The sequence below is a fragment of the Dactylosporangium fulvum genome, assembly GCF_025137375.1.
Taxonomy (GTDB): domain Bacteria; phylum Actinomycetota; class Actinomycetes; order Mycobacteriales; family Micromonosporaceae; genus Dactylosporangium; species Dactylosporangium fulvum.
In genome coordinates this window covers 6,583,836-6,597,323 of sequence record NZ_CP073720.1, presented here as the reverse complement: position 1 = coordinate 6,597,323, position 13,488 = coordinate 6,583,836, and the positions used below count along the sequence as shown (strand labels likewise).

The 13,488-nt window shown below is 74.4% G+C and carries 13 protein-coding genes; 6 read left to right on the top strand and 7 right to left on the bottom strand.

Annotated elements, in window-relative coordinates; translation table 11 throughout:
* Positions 1 to 310 precede the first annotated feature (310 nt).
* Positions 311 to 1,120, top strand: a complete 810-nt coding sequence (locus Dfulv_RS30480) for an ROK family protein (RefSeq protein ID WP_259857239.1) — start codon at positions 311 to 313, stop codon at positions 1,118 to 1,120.
* A 5-nt stretch (positions 1,121 to 1,125) separates the two neighbouring features.
* Here Dfulv_RS30480 and Dfulv_RS30475 read toward each other — a convergent pair whose 3' ends face one another.
* The 6 genes from Dfulv_RS30475 to Dfulv_RS30450 form a co-directional block, all read right to left on the bottom strand.
* Positions 1,126 to 1,461: a VOC family protein gene (locus Dfulv_RS30475; protein WP_259857238.1), complete on the bottom strand. Its 336-nt coding sequence runs from the start codon at positions 1,459 to 1,461 to the stop codon at positions 1,126 to 1,128.
* 11 nt (positions 1,462 to 1,472) lie between these two features.
* A complete protein-coding gene (locus tag Dfulv_RS30470) occupies positions 1,473 to 1,823 on the bottom strand; it encodes a hypothetical protein (RefSeq protein WP_259857237.1) in 351 nt (116 codons plus the stop codon).
* Entirely contained in the window at positions 1,820 to 4,432 is a 2,613-nt protein-coding gene (locus Dfulv_RS30465) for a putative bifunctional diguanylate cyclase/phosphodiesterase (RefSeq protein WP_259857236.1), read from the bottom strand. The genes Dfulv_RS30470 and Dfulv_RS30465 overlap by 4 nt, the downstream gene beginning before the upstream one ends.
* A gap of 53 nt (positions 4,433 to 4,485) precedes the next feature.
* Positions 4,486 to 6,795, bottom strand: a complete 2,310-nt coding sequence (locus Dfulv_RS30460) for an FtsX-like permease family protein (RefSeq protein ID WP_259857235.1) — start codon at positions 6,793 to 6,795, stop codon at positions 4,486 to 4,488.
* Positions 6,789 to 7,529, bottom strand: a complete 741-nt coding sequence (locus tag Dfulv_RS30455) for an ABC transporter ATP-binding protein (RefSeq protein ID WP_259857234.1) — start codon at positions 7,527 to 7,529, stop codon at positions 6,789 to 6,791. The genes Dfulv_RS30460 and Dfulv_RS30455 overlap by 7 nt, the downstream gene beginning before the upstream one ends.
* Positions 7,530 to 7,650: 121 nt before the next feature.
* Complete coding sequence (locus Dfulv_RS30450) at positions 7,651 to 8,250, bottom strand: DedA family protein (protein ID WP_259857233.1); 600 nt, start codon at positions 8,248 to 8,250, stop codon at positions 7,651 to 7,653.
* A 24-nt stretch (positions 8,251 to 8,274) separates the two neighbouring features.
* Here Dfulv_RS30450 and Dfulv_RS30445 point away from each other — a divergent pair, with 24 nt between their 5' ends.
* On the top strand, positions 8,275 to 8,844 hold the full coding sequence (locus Dfulv_RS30445) for a hypothetical protein (RefSeq protein ID WP_259857232.1): 570 nt from the start codon (positions 8,275 to 8,277) through the stop codon (positions 8,842 to 8,844).
* Here the strand turns inward: Dfulv_RS30445 and Dfulv_RS30440 are convergent.
* Positions 8,784 to 9,434: a hypothetical protein gene (locus Dfulv_RS30440; RefSeq protein WP_259857231.1), complete on the bottom strand. Its 651-nt coding sequence runs from the start codon at positions 9,432 to 9,434 to the stop codon at positions 8,784 to 8,786. The two genes, Dfulv_RS30445 and Dfulv_RS30440, sit on opposite strands and share 61 nt — an antisense overlap.
* Before the next feature lie 106 nt (positions 9,435 to 9,540).
* On the opposite strand from Dfulv_RS30440, the gene Dfulv_RS30435 reads away from it, so the two are divergent.
* The 4 genes from Dfulv_RS30435 (at position 9,541) to Dfulv_RS30420 (ending at position 13,483) form a co-directional block, all read left to right on the top strand.
* The gene (locus Dfulv_RS30435) at positions 9,541 to 10,701 is read left to right on the top strand and encodes an RtcB family protein (RefSeq protein ID WP_259868396.1); all 1,161 of its coding nucleotides are present in this window, start codon (positions 9,541 to 9,543) and stop codon (positions 10,699 to 10,701) included.
* Between the two features lie 25 nt (positions 10,702 to 10,726).
* A complete protein-coding gene (locus tag Dfulv_RS30430) occupies positions 10,727 to 11,158 on the top strand; it encodes a hypothetical protein (RefSeq protein WP_259857230.1) in 432 nt (143 codons plus the stop codon).
* Between the two features lie 48 nt (positions 11,159 to 11,206).
* Positions 11,207 to 12,637, top strand: a complete 1,431-nt coding sequence (locus tag Dfulv_RS30425) for a pyridoxal phosphate-dependent decarboxylase family protein (protein ID WP_259857229.1) — start codon at positions 11,207 to 11,209, stop codon at positions 12,635 to 12,637.
* An 81-nt stretch (positions 12,638 to 12,718) separates the two neighbouring features.
* Positions 12,719 to 13,483: an ROK family protein gene (locus Dfulv_RS30420; protein ID WP_259857228.1), complete on the top strand. Its 765-nt coding sequence runs from the start codon at positions 12,719 to 12,721 to the stop codon at positions 13,481 to 13,483.
* The last annotated feature ends 5 nt before the right edge of the window (positions 13,484 to 13,488 follow it).

Here is a 13,488-nt window from a genome sequence, read left to right as displayed (position 1 = left end):
GGAGTTGTGGCGCCATGAACCTCCGAATTTGTCCGGATTTGTCAAGGACCACAACTCCAAGATCGGCGCGGTTGTCGGGGTTGACGCGCGAGGGATCCGAATTGCGCAACAGGCTCCAGGAGTCCCGCACAACGTCCGTGATCATGACTCGGGTTCCCGCCGCCGGAGGCTGGGCAGTGATCGTGGAGTTTCTTCGGGGTTCTGGGCCCGGGGAAACTCCGTGATCATGCTCGACGGGCGTCGCGAGCCCGACCGGCGCGCTGGTCAGCCGCCGCGGGCGAGCGGCCCGGAACGCGGTAGCGTCCGGCGCATGGGCATTGTCGCCGTTGACGTCGGAGGGACCTGGAGCCGGGTCGCGGGTGAGGGGCGCTCGGCCGTCCGGTTCGCGACCGACGCCGGCTACGACCGGGAGTTGGCGTTGCTCGTCGACGCCGTCCGCGCGGCCGAGGCGTCGCCCAGCGCGGTCGGGGTCTCCTTCGGGGGCCGGGTGACCGGTGACGGGGACGTGCGCACCGCGCTCAACCTGCGCTCCTATGAAGGGCGCCGGCTCGGCCGCGACCTCCAGGATGCGCTCGGGTGTCCGGTCCGCGTCGCTCACGACGCTACCTGCGGGCTGCTCGGCGAGGCGTGGCATCCCGGCGGCAGTCTCCACGGTGTCGAACGCTCCGGCTACCTCACGGTGTCGACCGGCGTCGGCGCGGCGCTGCGTCTCGGGGACACCGTGCTCACGACCGAGGCCGGGCACCAGATCGTGCCGGGCAACGAGCGCCGGTGCGCGTGCGGGCAGACCGGTTGCCTGGAGACGCTCGTCGGTGGCCGGGCGGTCCGGGAACACCTCGGCCGGCCGTTGGAAGAGGTCGACGATCCGCAGTTCTGGCAACAGTACGCGCAGAGCCTCGCCCTCGGCATCGTCAACTTCGCGCTCTCGGCGGGGCTGGCGGCCGTCGCCGTCGGCGGGGCCGTCGCACTACGGCGGCGGGAGCTGTGGGGTCCGCTGCGGAGTGCGGTGGCGCGGATCGGCACGTATCAACCCCTCGAGGTTGTGCCGGCGAGCCACGGCGCCCCGCTCGCCGGTGCGGCCGTGCTCGCCGGGGCCCCGCCCGCCGGTCTGCTGCACTGAGGCCGCTACTCGACGCAGAACTCGTTGCCCTCCGGGTCGGCCATCACGGTCAGCCCCTCGTGGACGTGCAGCACCCGGGCGCCCAGGGCCGACAGGCGTGCCACCTCGTCGGCGACCGTCTCGGGCGCGCGCAGGTCGAAGTGCATGCGGTTCTTGGCGGACTTCGGTTCAGGCACGCGGACGAACCACATGTTCGGCCCGCCCCAGCCGGCCGCCTCCACGAAGGCCCGCTCGGCGGTGGCCTCCTCGTCGACGTCGGTGCCCAGCGCGGCCGCCCAGAAGCGGGCCACCACCAGTGCGTCGGCGCAGTCGAACGTCACGCTCTTGATGTAGGTCGGCACAACCTCATTCTTCAGTCCGGCGCCACCGGTTTTGCGGCCGCGAGCGCGGTCAGCCGGCGGCCGAGCGTGGTGACCGCGTCGTGCCAGGAGCGGTAGGTCAGCGAGACCCGCCGGTGGGACCGGGCCGCCGCGCCGAGCGCCAGCAGGTGGCGGGCCGGCGCCCGCTCCGGCAGCGTGCAGCCGAGCGTCGCGCGGACGGCCTGGACCCGCAACGCGACCGGCAGCACCCGCTCGATCTTGCCGAGCGCGGACTCCCGCGCGGCGGTGCCGGTGGTCATTCCGAGCCGGGCGCCCGCGAGCACCACGAGCGGCACGCCGGCGGTCGCCTGCGTCCCGAGCTGAGCGGAAGGACCCCGGATCACACGTCCGCCGGGACGAGCGCGCCCTGCGACAGCAGCTTGTCGAACTGCGGCCGGGGCACCGGCCGCGAGAAGAGGAAGCCCTGGCCGACCGTGCAGCCGAGGCGCCGCAGCTCCGCGCATTGGGCGGCGTCCTCGATGCCTTCGGCCACCACGTCGAGGCCGAGCGCGACCGCCAGGTCGACGATCGCCCGCGCGAGCGCCGCCTGCTCGGGCCCGTGTGCCACGCCGTCGACAAACGGCTTGGGGATCTTCAGGATGTCGATCGGGAAGGCGTGCAGCCGGGACAGCGAGGAGTAGCCGGTGCCGAAGTCGTCGACGGCGAGCCGCACGCCGAGCGCCTTGAGCTCGGCGAGGCGGTTCGCGGCCACCTCGGCGTCCTCGCTCAGCAGTGACTCGGTGATCTCCAGGGTCAGCGACTCCGCCGGCAGTCCACTGTGGAGGAGGGTCTGGCGCACGTACAGTACGAGCGCCGGATCCTGCACCTGACGGGGCGACAGGTTGACGCTGATCCGCAGCGGCACGGGATGCCGCCAGCCGGCGGCGGCCCGGCAGGCGGTGTTGAGCACCTCGTAGCCGAGCGGCAGGATCAGGCCGGTCTCCTCGGCGAGCGGGATGAACCGGTCCGGCGCGATGTAGCCCTTCTCCGGGTGCGCCCAGCGGACCAGGGCCTCGGCGCCGACGATCGCGCCGTCGTCGAGGTCGACCAGCGGCTGGTAGTACACCTCGAGCTCGTGCCGCTCGATGGCGCCGCGCAGGTCCTCGGCGAGGTCCAGCTTCTCCACGAGGCCGGCGTGCATCGCGGGCGCGAAGTACGCGAACCGGTTGCGCCCCTGCCGCTTCGCCATGTGCATCGCCACGTCGGCGTTGCGCAGCAGCTCGTCGGCGTCGGGCAGGCGGTCGGGGTCAGGCAGCGCGATGCCGACGCTGGCCCGGGGCTGGATCTCCCGGCCGCCGACGGACAGCGGCCGGCGCAGGGTGGCGAGCACCCGTTCGGCGACCCGCGCCGCCTCGGCGACGTCGTCCAGGTGCTCCAGCAGCATCGCGAACTCGTCGCCGCCGAGCCGCGCCGCGGTGTCCGCCGAGCGCAGGCAGGTGCGGAGCCGGTCGGCGGTGGCGCGCAGCAGCGCGTCGCCCGCGGCCCGGCCGAGCGAGTCGTTGATCGTCTTGAAGTCGTCGAGATCCACCACGAGCAGTGCGATGCTGTGGTACGGGGTGCCGCGCCGCTCGAGCGCGTGATGGATGCGGTCGGCGAGCAGGGCGCGGTTCGCGAGGCCCGTCAGCTCGTCGTGGAACGCCTTGTGGGTCAGTTGCTCCTCGAGCGCCTTGCGCTCGGTGATGTCGCGGGTCGTGAAGAGGTATCCGCTGGTGTCGGCGTCGTCGACGACCCGGCCGACGGTCTCGGTGACGACGTACTCCCCGTCGGCGCGGCGCAACCGGCACTCGATCGGGCCGAGCCGGGCGCCCGGCACGCCGGTGCCCAGCAGCGCCGCGACCCGGTCGTGGTCGTCCGGGTGGACCAGGTCGAGCAGCGACGTGCCGAGCACCTGCTCGGGCCGGTGGCCCAGCAGCGTGACGGTCGACGGCGTCGCGTACTGGATCACGCCGTCCCGCCGGCAGATCGACAGCACGTCGGTCACCTGCTCGGTGAGGCGCTGGAACCGGTCCTCGGCGCGCTGCCGCTGCACCTCGCGCAGCACCCCGACAAGATCGGCCATCCGCACCAGGACGAGCACGAACAGGACACACGACGCGGTGAGGAACACGGCGAGCTCGGTCGCCGCCGACGACTTGATGGTGATGACGACCGGGATGAGCAGGGCCGCGACGGCGAGGAGCACGGCGAACCGCAGGCTGCTCAGCCGTACCGCCCCGGCCGGCATCCGCCGGTCGACGGTCCGCATGTCCGGGTGCAGCGCCGCGCAGCCGACGGCGGTGTAGAAGGCGATCCAGCCGACGTCGACCCAGCTGCCGGCGTGGAACCGGCCGTGCAGCGACTGCCACGTGAACACGGCGTCGGACGCCAGCAGCGCGACCATGGCGGCGAACAGCAGCCGGATCGGGGCGCCGCGGGCGGTCCGGCCGCCGCCGAGGCGGGCCAGCACGGCCAGGACGAGGATGTCGCCGAGCGGGTAGCAGATCGCGACGAACCGGTCGGTCGCCGGGATCGTCGGCACGGCAAGGTACGGCTCGATGAGGAACACCCAGCCCAGCAGCGCCACGCCGACGGCGACGATCGTGCCGTCGAGCAGTGCCGCCCGGTCGCCGCCCGGGCTCTGCCGCCGTACGATCATCGCGAGCGCGGCGGCGAGCGCCGGGTACAGCGCGAGGTAGAAGACGTCGGCGACCGTCGTGCCGGTCGACGGGTCGCCGTGCACGAACTGCGGCCAGTAGAAGAGCGTCTCGCCGACGGTGTAGGACGCGAGCCCGGCCGCGGCGAGCAGCCACGGCAGCGGCCGGGCGGGCCGGAAGCGGGCGACGCCGGTCAGGACCGCGCCGACCGACGACGCCGCGATCGCCGTCCACAGGACCGTCTTGAGCGGCGAATCGGGTGTCAGGTAGTACACGACGCTCAGTACGACAGTCGTGGCGACATAAGCCCGGAGCAGCACGACACCCCTTCCCTTCCCCGACAGCTCAATCGGCGGCGAGGGCGCGGGGTTTACTACTCCCGCAGTCCGGCCGTCCGCGCGGCCGGGACACGCAGCGCCAGCGCGGCCGGGACCAGGCTTCCCGCGAGCGTCACGACCAGGCAGCACCCGGTCACCGCGAGCACCGGCGTCCAGGGCACGACCAGCTCCGCCGAGGCGGCCATGCGGCGCAGCCCGTCGAGCAGCCCGGTGAGCATCGCGCCCGTGACGGCACCGGCCAGCAGCACGCCGGTGAGGCCGGTGAGCAGCGCCTCCACGCCGATCATCACGAGCACCTGCCGGGGTGTGGTGCCGGCCAGCCGCAGCACCGCGAGGTCACGGGCGCGGTCGCCGGTGGCCATGACGAGCGTGTTGACGATCGCGATCGAGGTGTAGACGAGGGCCATGCCGAGGATGGCGAGCAGCGCGAGGTTGTTCATCCGCCGCTGCTCCTCGTGCTGCGCGGCGAAGTACCGCTCCGGCGTGACGGCCGTGACGCCGGGGGCGGGTGTGCCGGTGAGGTACACGGCGTCGGTCCGCGTCCCCGCCGGGCGCAGCGACCAGGGCAGCAGGACGGCCCGGTCGAGGTCGAGCGAGGGCGGCAGCACCGCGCCGACGGTGACGCGGACCGGTGTGGTGTCGTCCAGCCAGAACTCGGCGGTGCCGCCGGGCCGCCAGCCCGCCGACCGGGCCAGGGCGTCGCCGACGACCATCTCACCGGGGCGTACCGCGGGCACCCGCATCACCCGGTCCAGCCCCGCACCGGCGTACACGGCGTCGAACTCCTCGACGTAGTCGTCCTGCCGGACATAAACGACGGACCACGCGACCGGCACGCCGGCGGTCTCGTCGACCCGTCCGGAAGGGCCGGCCGGCACGGCGATCGCGGCGGCCGTGACCCGGTCCGCGGCCGAGCGCTCCTCGGCCCGGAACAGGGTGCCCGTGGCGGCGAGGGTGGCGGCGGCGATGCCGACCGTGACGAGGATCGGCGCTACGGTGGCGGCGGTGCGGCGGGTCGCGGTCCGCGTGTTGTCCCGGGCCAGGGCGGCGGTGACACCGGGCAGCGGCCGGCCGACGAGCCACGCGACGCCCGGTGCGAGCACCGGCGCCAGCAGCGCGACACCGACGATGGCGAGCTGGGCGTCGAGCAGCACGAGCGCGACCGCGTCGCCGCCCAGTCCGGGCACGATCGCGAGGACGACGCCGGCGCCGCCGAGGAACAGCAGGCCGAACACCCAGCGGCCGGCGGTCATCACCCGCCGGTCGACGGACGCCTCGCGCAGCGCCTCGATCGGGCGGACCTTGCCGGCCCGGCGGGCGGCGACGGCGGCGCCGATGATCGCCACGACCAGCCCGACGCCGAACGCGGCGAGCAGCGGCCACAGGACGAACCGCGCGGTGAAGGTCTCCGGCGCGAGGCCGGCACGGGCGAGCCACCGCGCGAACGGCGGCGCCGCGACGGCCCCGGCCGCGCAGCCGGTGATCCCGGCGACGACCCCGACGAGGACCGCCTCGCCGAGCACGAGCCGGCGCACCTGGCGTGGCGTGGCCCCGGCGGCGCGCAGCAGCGCCAGTTCCCGGCGGCGCTGGGCGACGGCGAACGCGAACGTCCCCGCGACCACGAACACCGCGACGAACGTGGCGAGCCCCGCGGTCGTGCCGAGCAGCGACGCGGCGAGCGCCAGCAGGTCCGCGTCCGGGTCGGGCTCGGCCTCGGCACGCCGGTCGCCGGTCAGCACCAGCGGCCCGGCGCCGGCGGCGGCGCGCGCCTCGGCGGCGGTCACGCCGCGTAGCGCGACCGCGTCGACCCGGCCGCCGCTGAGCTCCGCCGCGGCCCGGTCGGAGACGTAGACGGCGGGCGGCCCGCCGACGATCCGCGCCACGGTCCACGCGTGGCCGAGCAACTCGATCCGGTCGCCCGGCCGGTGGTCCGCCGGCCCGGCGAGCACGACCTCGCCGTCGCCCGGTCCGGGGCCGGCGACGCCGTGCAGTGCGGCGGCCGCCCACGGGTGCGCGCCGCCGGGCAGCCAGCGGTCGACGACGGCGCCCGGGAGCGCGGCGAGGCGGGCGACCGTCTCCGGTGGCAGGGGCCGGGACCGGCGGGTTCCGGTCGAGGTGGTGTACGCCTCGTCGGTGCCCTCGCCGATCGTGACGCTGATCGACCGCTCGCCCGTGACGACGACGTCCGCGGCGGCGTACCAGCCGGGCGCCCGGCCGGTGCCCACGGTCGAGGCGAGCGTGAGCCCGGTCGTGGCGAGCAGGCACACGCCGAGGGCGAGGGCGAGGAAGACCCCGGCGAACGACCGCCACCGGGCGCGGGCCGTCTGCCCGGCGATGCTCAGCACGGCGCCGCCTCCAGGTTCGCCATGCGCTCCGCCACCGCGCCCGGGGTCGGCGCGGCCATCGTCCCGGCGACCCGCCCGTCGGCGAGGAACACGACGCGGTCGGCGTGCGAGGCGGCGAGCGGGTCGTGGGTGACCATGACGATCGTCTGGCCCGAGCCGTCGACCATCGACCGCAGCAGCGCGAGCACCTCCCGGCCGGTGGCGGAGTCGAGAGCGCCGGTCGGCTCGTCGGCGAACAGGACGGCCGGGCGGGTGACGACGGCGCGGGCGATCGCGACCCGCTGCTGCTGCCCGCCGGACAGCTCGGCGGGCCGGTGCCGCGCCCGGTCGCCGAGGCCGACGGCGGCGAGCACCGCCCGGACGTCCTGGCGGGACGGGCGCCGACCGGCCAGCCGCAGCGGCAGGGCCACGTTCTGCTCGGCGGTCAGCGACGACAGCAGGTTGAACGACTGGAACACGAAGCCGATCCGGTCCCGGCGCAGCAGCGTCAGGCCGGTCTCGTTCAGCGTGCCGAGGTCGGTGCCGGCGACCCGCACGGTGCCCTCGGTGGGCCTGTCGAGCCCGGCGGCGGTCTGCAGCAGCGTGCTCTTGCCCGACCCGGACGGCCCCATGACCGCGGTGAACGTGCCGCGCGCGAAACCCAGCGAGACCCCGCGCAGCGCGGCGACGGCGTCCGGACCGGAGCCGTAGCGCTTGTGGACCCGGTCGAGCGTCACGACCTCTTCGTCAGTCATGCCTCGATGAGACCGTCTCCGCCGGGTCCGGCACACGCCCGTCGACCGGTCTCATCGAGGTATGGCTAGCCCCACCCGGTCACAGCTCGAGCGGCACCGGCCGGTGCCCTCGCATGAGCATCTATTGCGCCTGGCGGACCTTCCGCGCGACGAGCAGCAGCACGCCGGCGACGAGCAGCACGCCGACCACGGCGCCGGCCGGCGTCGTGTAGCGCTCGACCTTGTGCCACTGCTCGGCGAGCAGCCAGCCGGCGCCGATGAACAACGCGTTCCAGGTGCCGGAGCCGGCGGCGGTGAGCGCGACGAACCGGGGCAGCCGCATCCGCTCGACACCCGCCGGGATCGACACCAGGCTGCGCAGCACCGGCACGCACCGGGACACGGCGACGACCCACGAGCCGTGCCGGGCGAAGAGCTTGTGCCCGCGCTCCAGGTCACGCTGGCTGGTGAGGACGAACCACCGCTTGCCGGCCAGCCGGTGCAGGCGCTCGTAGCCGAGGCGGGCGCCCAGCCAGTAGAGCACCAGGGCGCCGGCCAGCGCGCCCAGCGTCGCGGCCAGCCAGACCAGCAACGGGTGCATCGCGCCGGAGCGGGCGCGGAACCCGGCCAGGGGGAGGATCAGCTCGGAGGGAATGGGCGGGATCACCGTCTCCAGGGCGATCAGCAGACCCACGCCGACAGGGCCGAGCCGGTCGATGGTCGCGAAGATCCAGTCCGTCATCGCAAGATTCTAGAGGAGCCGCTGGTGGGCGGCAGCGCGAGTCACTGTCTGCGACTCGCCTGGACCACCGCCGAGGTCACGGCCGCGCTCGACGTGTTCGCCAAGGTTCTCGCCGTGTCCGACGTGAAGTCGGCGTCCGGCGACTGGCAGCCGCAGCTCGACCGGGTCGTGCAGGGCTCGGCGGTCTACGCCGTCATGGGCGACTGGGCCTTCTCCTACCTCGAGCAGACCAAGAAGCTCCGGTGGAACGACGGGTACGCCGTGACCGCGTCGCCCGGCTCCGACGGCGTCTACGACTTCCTCTCCGACTCCTTCACCCTGCCGGCCGGCGCGCGCCGGCCGGACCTCGCCCGCAAGTGGCTCATCGAGTGGTTCACGTCGTCCTGGAACGACTTCATGTTCGGCGCGATGATGACCAGCCGCGACTCGTGGCCGGTGACGATCGCGCTGAACAACGTCGCCGGTGGCCAGGCGGTGCCGTTCGGCCAGGCCATGGCCGGCGCCCTGCTGGTGAGCCTGCCGACGCTGGCGATCTACGTCCTCCTCGGCCGTTTTTTCATGCGGGGCCTGCTCTCCAGCACCCTGCGCGACTGAGCCGTCCTCGCGGCCCGCCGGCCCGTCGGGACCGGCAGGCCGTCCCCGCCCACCGGGCCGTTGCGGCCCATCAGCGCCGCGGCCACGGCGGCGGCCGCGAAGCCGGCGAACGCGCCGACGGCGACGATGTCGAAGACGTGGCTCTCGAGGTCGGCGGCGAGCCGGGGGCCGAAGATGCCGTGCGGGTCGATCACCAGCTCGAGCCGCGTGCCCGGCGCGTACTCCGCGGTGTCGCGGTACTCACCCTTGACGTCGGCGATCGTGTAGTTGTAGAGGCACCGGCCGTTGCGGTCCGTGGTGCACGTCGCCGACATGACGATCGACGTCGTCGGGACGCCGGCCTGGCGCATGTACCAGTCGCCGGGCACGGCGTAGGCGGTCGGCAGCAGCACGAGCATCGCCGCGAGCGCGCCCCAGGTCGGCCCGGTCCGTTCTTTGCTGACGCCGAAGAGCAGGAACGGCGCGGCGAGCAGCCCGAGCGTCGGCACGATCGCCACGACCCACCACAACGAGAACCCCAGCGCGCTCGCCGCGCCGGTGAGCAGCCACAACAACGCGGTCCCGGCGATCAGCGCCACGGCTCGTACCATGATCGGGATTGTTCCCGACGCCGTCGAATATGACTGGCAGGTAACCGACGGTCCGCACATACTGCTTGCCGTGATCCAGCTGTCCGATTCCGGTGCGCCGATCCGCATGTGGGCGGATCCCGCGACCGTCGACGCGCAGGCCATGACGCAGCTGCGCAACGTCGCGGCGCTGCCGTGGGTCGACGGCGTCGCGGTGATGCCCGACGTCCACGTGGGCACCGGCGCGACCGTCGGGTCGGTCGTCGCGATGCGGCAGGCGGTCTGCCCCGCCGCCGTCGGCGTCGACATCGGCTGCGGCATGACCGCCGTCCGCACCTCGCTGACCGCCGGCGACCTGCCCACCGATCTCACCCGGCTGCGCCGGAGGATCGAGGCCGCGGTGCCGGTGGGCACGGCAGCCCACCGCAAGCCGCTGGATTCGCACCTGCTGCACGCGGTCGAGCCGGACTGGGACGACTTCTGGGCCGGCTACGACGACCTCCACCCGGGCGCGCGCCGCCTGCGCGGCCGGTCCGAGGCACAGCTCGGCACCCTCGGCAGCGGCAACCACTTCATCGAGGTCTGCGTCGAGCAGGACGGGCCCGACGCCGGCCGGGTCTGGCTGATGCTGCACTCCGGCTCCCGCGGCATCGGCCGGGAGCTGGCCGAGCGGCACATGGAGATCGCCGCGAAGCTGCCGCACAACGCCGACCTGCCCGACCGCAACCTCGCGGTGTTCGTCGCCGGCACGCCGGAGATGGCGGCCTACCGGCGCGACCTGTTCTGGGCCCAGGAGTATGCGCACCGCAACCGCCAGGTCATGATGGCGCTGGTCCGCCGGGCGCTGCGGGACGCGGTGCCACGGGCCAAGGCGAAGTTCGACCCGCCCGTCTCCTGCCACCACAACTACGTCGCCGAGGAGCGCTACGGGGGCGTCGACCTGCTGGTGACCCGCAAGGGCGCGATCCGGGCGGGCGCCGGTGAGCTCGGCATCATCCCCGGCTCGATGGGCGCGAGCTCCTACGTCGTCCGCGGGCTGGGCAACCCCGACGCGTACCACTCGGCGTCGCACGGTGCGGGCCGGCGGATGAGCCGCGGCGCGGCCAAGGCCACGTTCACGCTCGCCGACCTGCGCCGCCAGACCGACGGGGTCGAGTGCCGCAAGGACGCCGGCGTCGTCGACGAGATCCCCGGCGCGTACAAGGACATCAACCAGGTGATGGCCCAGCAGGCGGACCTGGTCGAGGTCGTCGCCCACCTGAAGCAAGTGGTCTGCGTCAAGGGCTGAGGCGCGTCTCTGCTACGAATGTCGCATGAATCGTCTCCGGTGGTGGGCGGGCGCCGCGGTCGCGACCGTCGTCCTGGCCGTCGTTGCCGTCTATGCGCTGGGCATCCCGCGCCGCTCGGCGTTCGTGGCGCGGGAGGCGCCGAAGGCCTGTGACCTGGTGACCCGTGACTCACCCCTCGGGGCGGTGAACGGGTGCACGCCGCTGGGCCGCCGGACCCCGCCGCTCGGCGACCCGGAGGGCACCGTGTTCCTGCTCCTGGAGACGGAGCGCGGCCCGGCGGCGGTGCGGATCGACTACAGCGACACGGGCCGGCGGCCCTTCACCGCCCGGGCCGTGGAGATCCCCACCTGGGAGGCGCCCGGCATCTCCCACGACACCGCCGAGCGGCTGAAGGAGGCCGTCAACCAGCGCGGCGGCCTGCAGACCCGGCCCTGGACGGTCTCCGGCGGCGCGTAGCTCGCCGAGCCCGCCGCGTGCCGGCCCACGACCTGGCACAGTGGGCTGATGGCCGACCCGCTGCACGAGCGCGACGAGACCCTGCCCGCCCTGCGGGAGGTGGTGCGGGCCGCCGGGCCGTATCTCGACGCGCTGCCGGAGCGGCTGGTGTACGACCGGGCTGCCGAGCCGCTGCTCGACCGCCTCGGCGGGCCGCTGCCCGAGGACGGCCGCGGCACGCGCGCCGCCGTCGAGGAGCTGCTCCGGGTCGGCACGGCGACCGCCACCGCCTCGGCCGGGCCGCGGTTCTTCCACTTTGTCATCGGCGGCGCGACCCCGGCCGCGCTCGCCGCCGACTGGGTCGTGTCCCTGCTCGACCAGAACGCGTTCGTGCGCGCGTCGTCCCGCTTCGCCGACACCGCCGAGCGGGTCGCGCTCGACTGGCTGCGCCAGCTGTTCGGGCTGCCGGCCGGGTGGGGCGGCGCGCTCACCGCGAGCGCCACCTTCGCCAACGTCACCGGGCTCGCCCTCGCCACCCACTGGTGGGCCGAGCGGCACGGCGTCGACGTCGCGTCCGCGGGGCTCGCCGGCCTGCCGCGCATGCCCGTGCTCTCCGGCGGCCACGTGCACCCCAGCGCCCGCAAGGCCCTCCAGTTGCTCGGCCACGGCAAGGACACCGTCGAGGTGTTCGCCCGCGACGGCACCGGCCGGGTCGACCTCGACGGCCTGCGGCGCCGCCTGGGTGCGGTCGGGCCCGCCGTGGTGATCGGCACCGCGGGTGAGCCGAACGCCGGCGACTTCGACCCCGTCGCCGACCTGGCCGACCTGGCCGGCGAGCACTGTGCCTGGCTCCACGTCGACGGCGCGTTCGGCCTGTTCGCCGCGCTGTCGCCGCGCACCGCCCACCTCACCGCCGGTGTCGAGCGGGCCGACTCGGTCGCGGCCGACGCGCACAAGTGGCTCAACGTGCCGTACGAGAGCGGCTTCGTCCTGGTCCGCGACCCGTCGCGGCTCGGGCCCGCGTTCGGCATGCCCGGCGCGCCGTACCTGCCCGGCCCCGACGACCCGCGCGGCGGCTACGGCCTGCTCGGCCCGGAGTCCTCGCGCCGCGCCCGCGCCCTGCCGATCTGGGCGACGCTCGCCGCCTACGGCCGGGGTGGCTACCGCGAGCTGGTGGAGCGCCACTGCGATCTGGCGCGACACCTCGCGGCGGCGGTCGACGCGGCCCCGGACCTGGAGCGCCTGGCGGAGGTGCCGCTCAACGTGGTGTGCTTCCGGTACCGGCCGCCGGGCCTGGCCGAGCCGGAGCTCGACGCCCTCAACCGCCGGCTCGGCGAGGCGCTGCTCGACGACGGGCGGGTCTACGCCGGCGCGACGGTGTACGACGGCCGGGCGGCCCTGCGCCCCGCGATCAGCAACTGGCGCACCACGGAAGGTGACCTCGACCTCCTCGTCGCCGTGGTGCGCGAGCTCGGTGACCGGCTGCGCACCACGGCGTGAGTGGTCAGCGCACGGACCGGCACCGGGCGGTTCGAGTGGGTTGGCGGGGCGGGCCACGGCGGCATGGCGCACAATCCTGCGGTGAGCAAGACGCTGACGATCGACTGCGGAGGCGGCGGGCTGAAGGCGGGCGTCGTCGACGACTCCGACGCGCTGGTGTGCCGGCCCATCCGGATTCCCACCCCGTATCCGTTCCCGCCGGAGCGGTTCGTCCGCTCGCTGCTGGACATCGACGAGCAGCTGGCGGCCGAGTGCGGTGCCGCCGACCGGATCACGGTCGGCATGCCGGGCATGATTCGTCACGGTGTGGTGGTCGCCACGCCGCACTACGTGACGACGGCCGGCCCGCAGACCGCCGTCGACCCCGGCCTGCTCGCGGCCTGGGCCGGCTACGACGCCCGCGCCGCCCTCGGGCGTGCCTTCGGCCGGCCGGTGCTGGTGCTCAACGACGCCGAGGTCCACGGCTCGGCCCTGGTCGACGGCACCGGCCTGGAGCTGGTCCTCACGCTCGGTACCGGCCTCGGCAGCGCCCTGTTCGACGACGGCGTGCCCGCCCCGCACCTGGAGCTGTCCCACGCGCCGGTGCGCCGCAAGCGCACCTACGACCGGTACGTCGGCGAGATCCAGCGCCGTGAGCTGGGCAATGCCAAGTGGTCCCGCCGCGTGCTGCGGATGGTCGACGGCCTGCGCCCGGTGTTCCACTGGGACCGCCTCTTCCTGGGTGGCGGGAACTCCGCGCTCATCGACCCGCCGGCACTCGCCGAGCTGGGTGACGACGTGACGATCGTGCCCAACACCGCCGGCGTGACCGGTGGCGCCCGCGCGTGGAAGCTCATGGGCCAGTAGGTTCG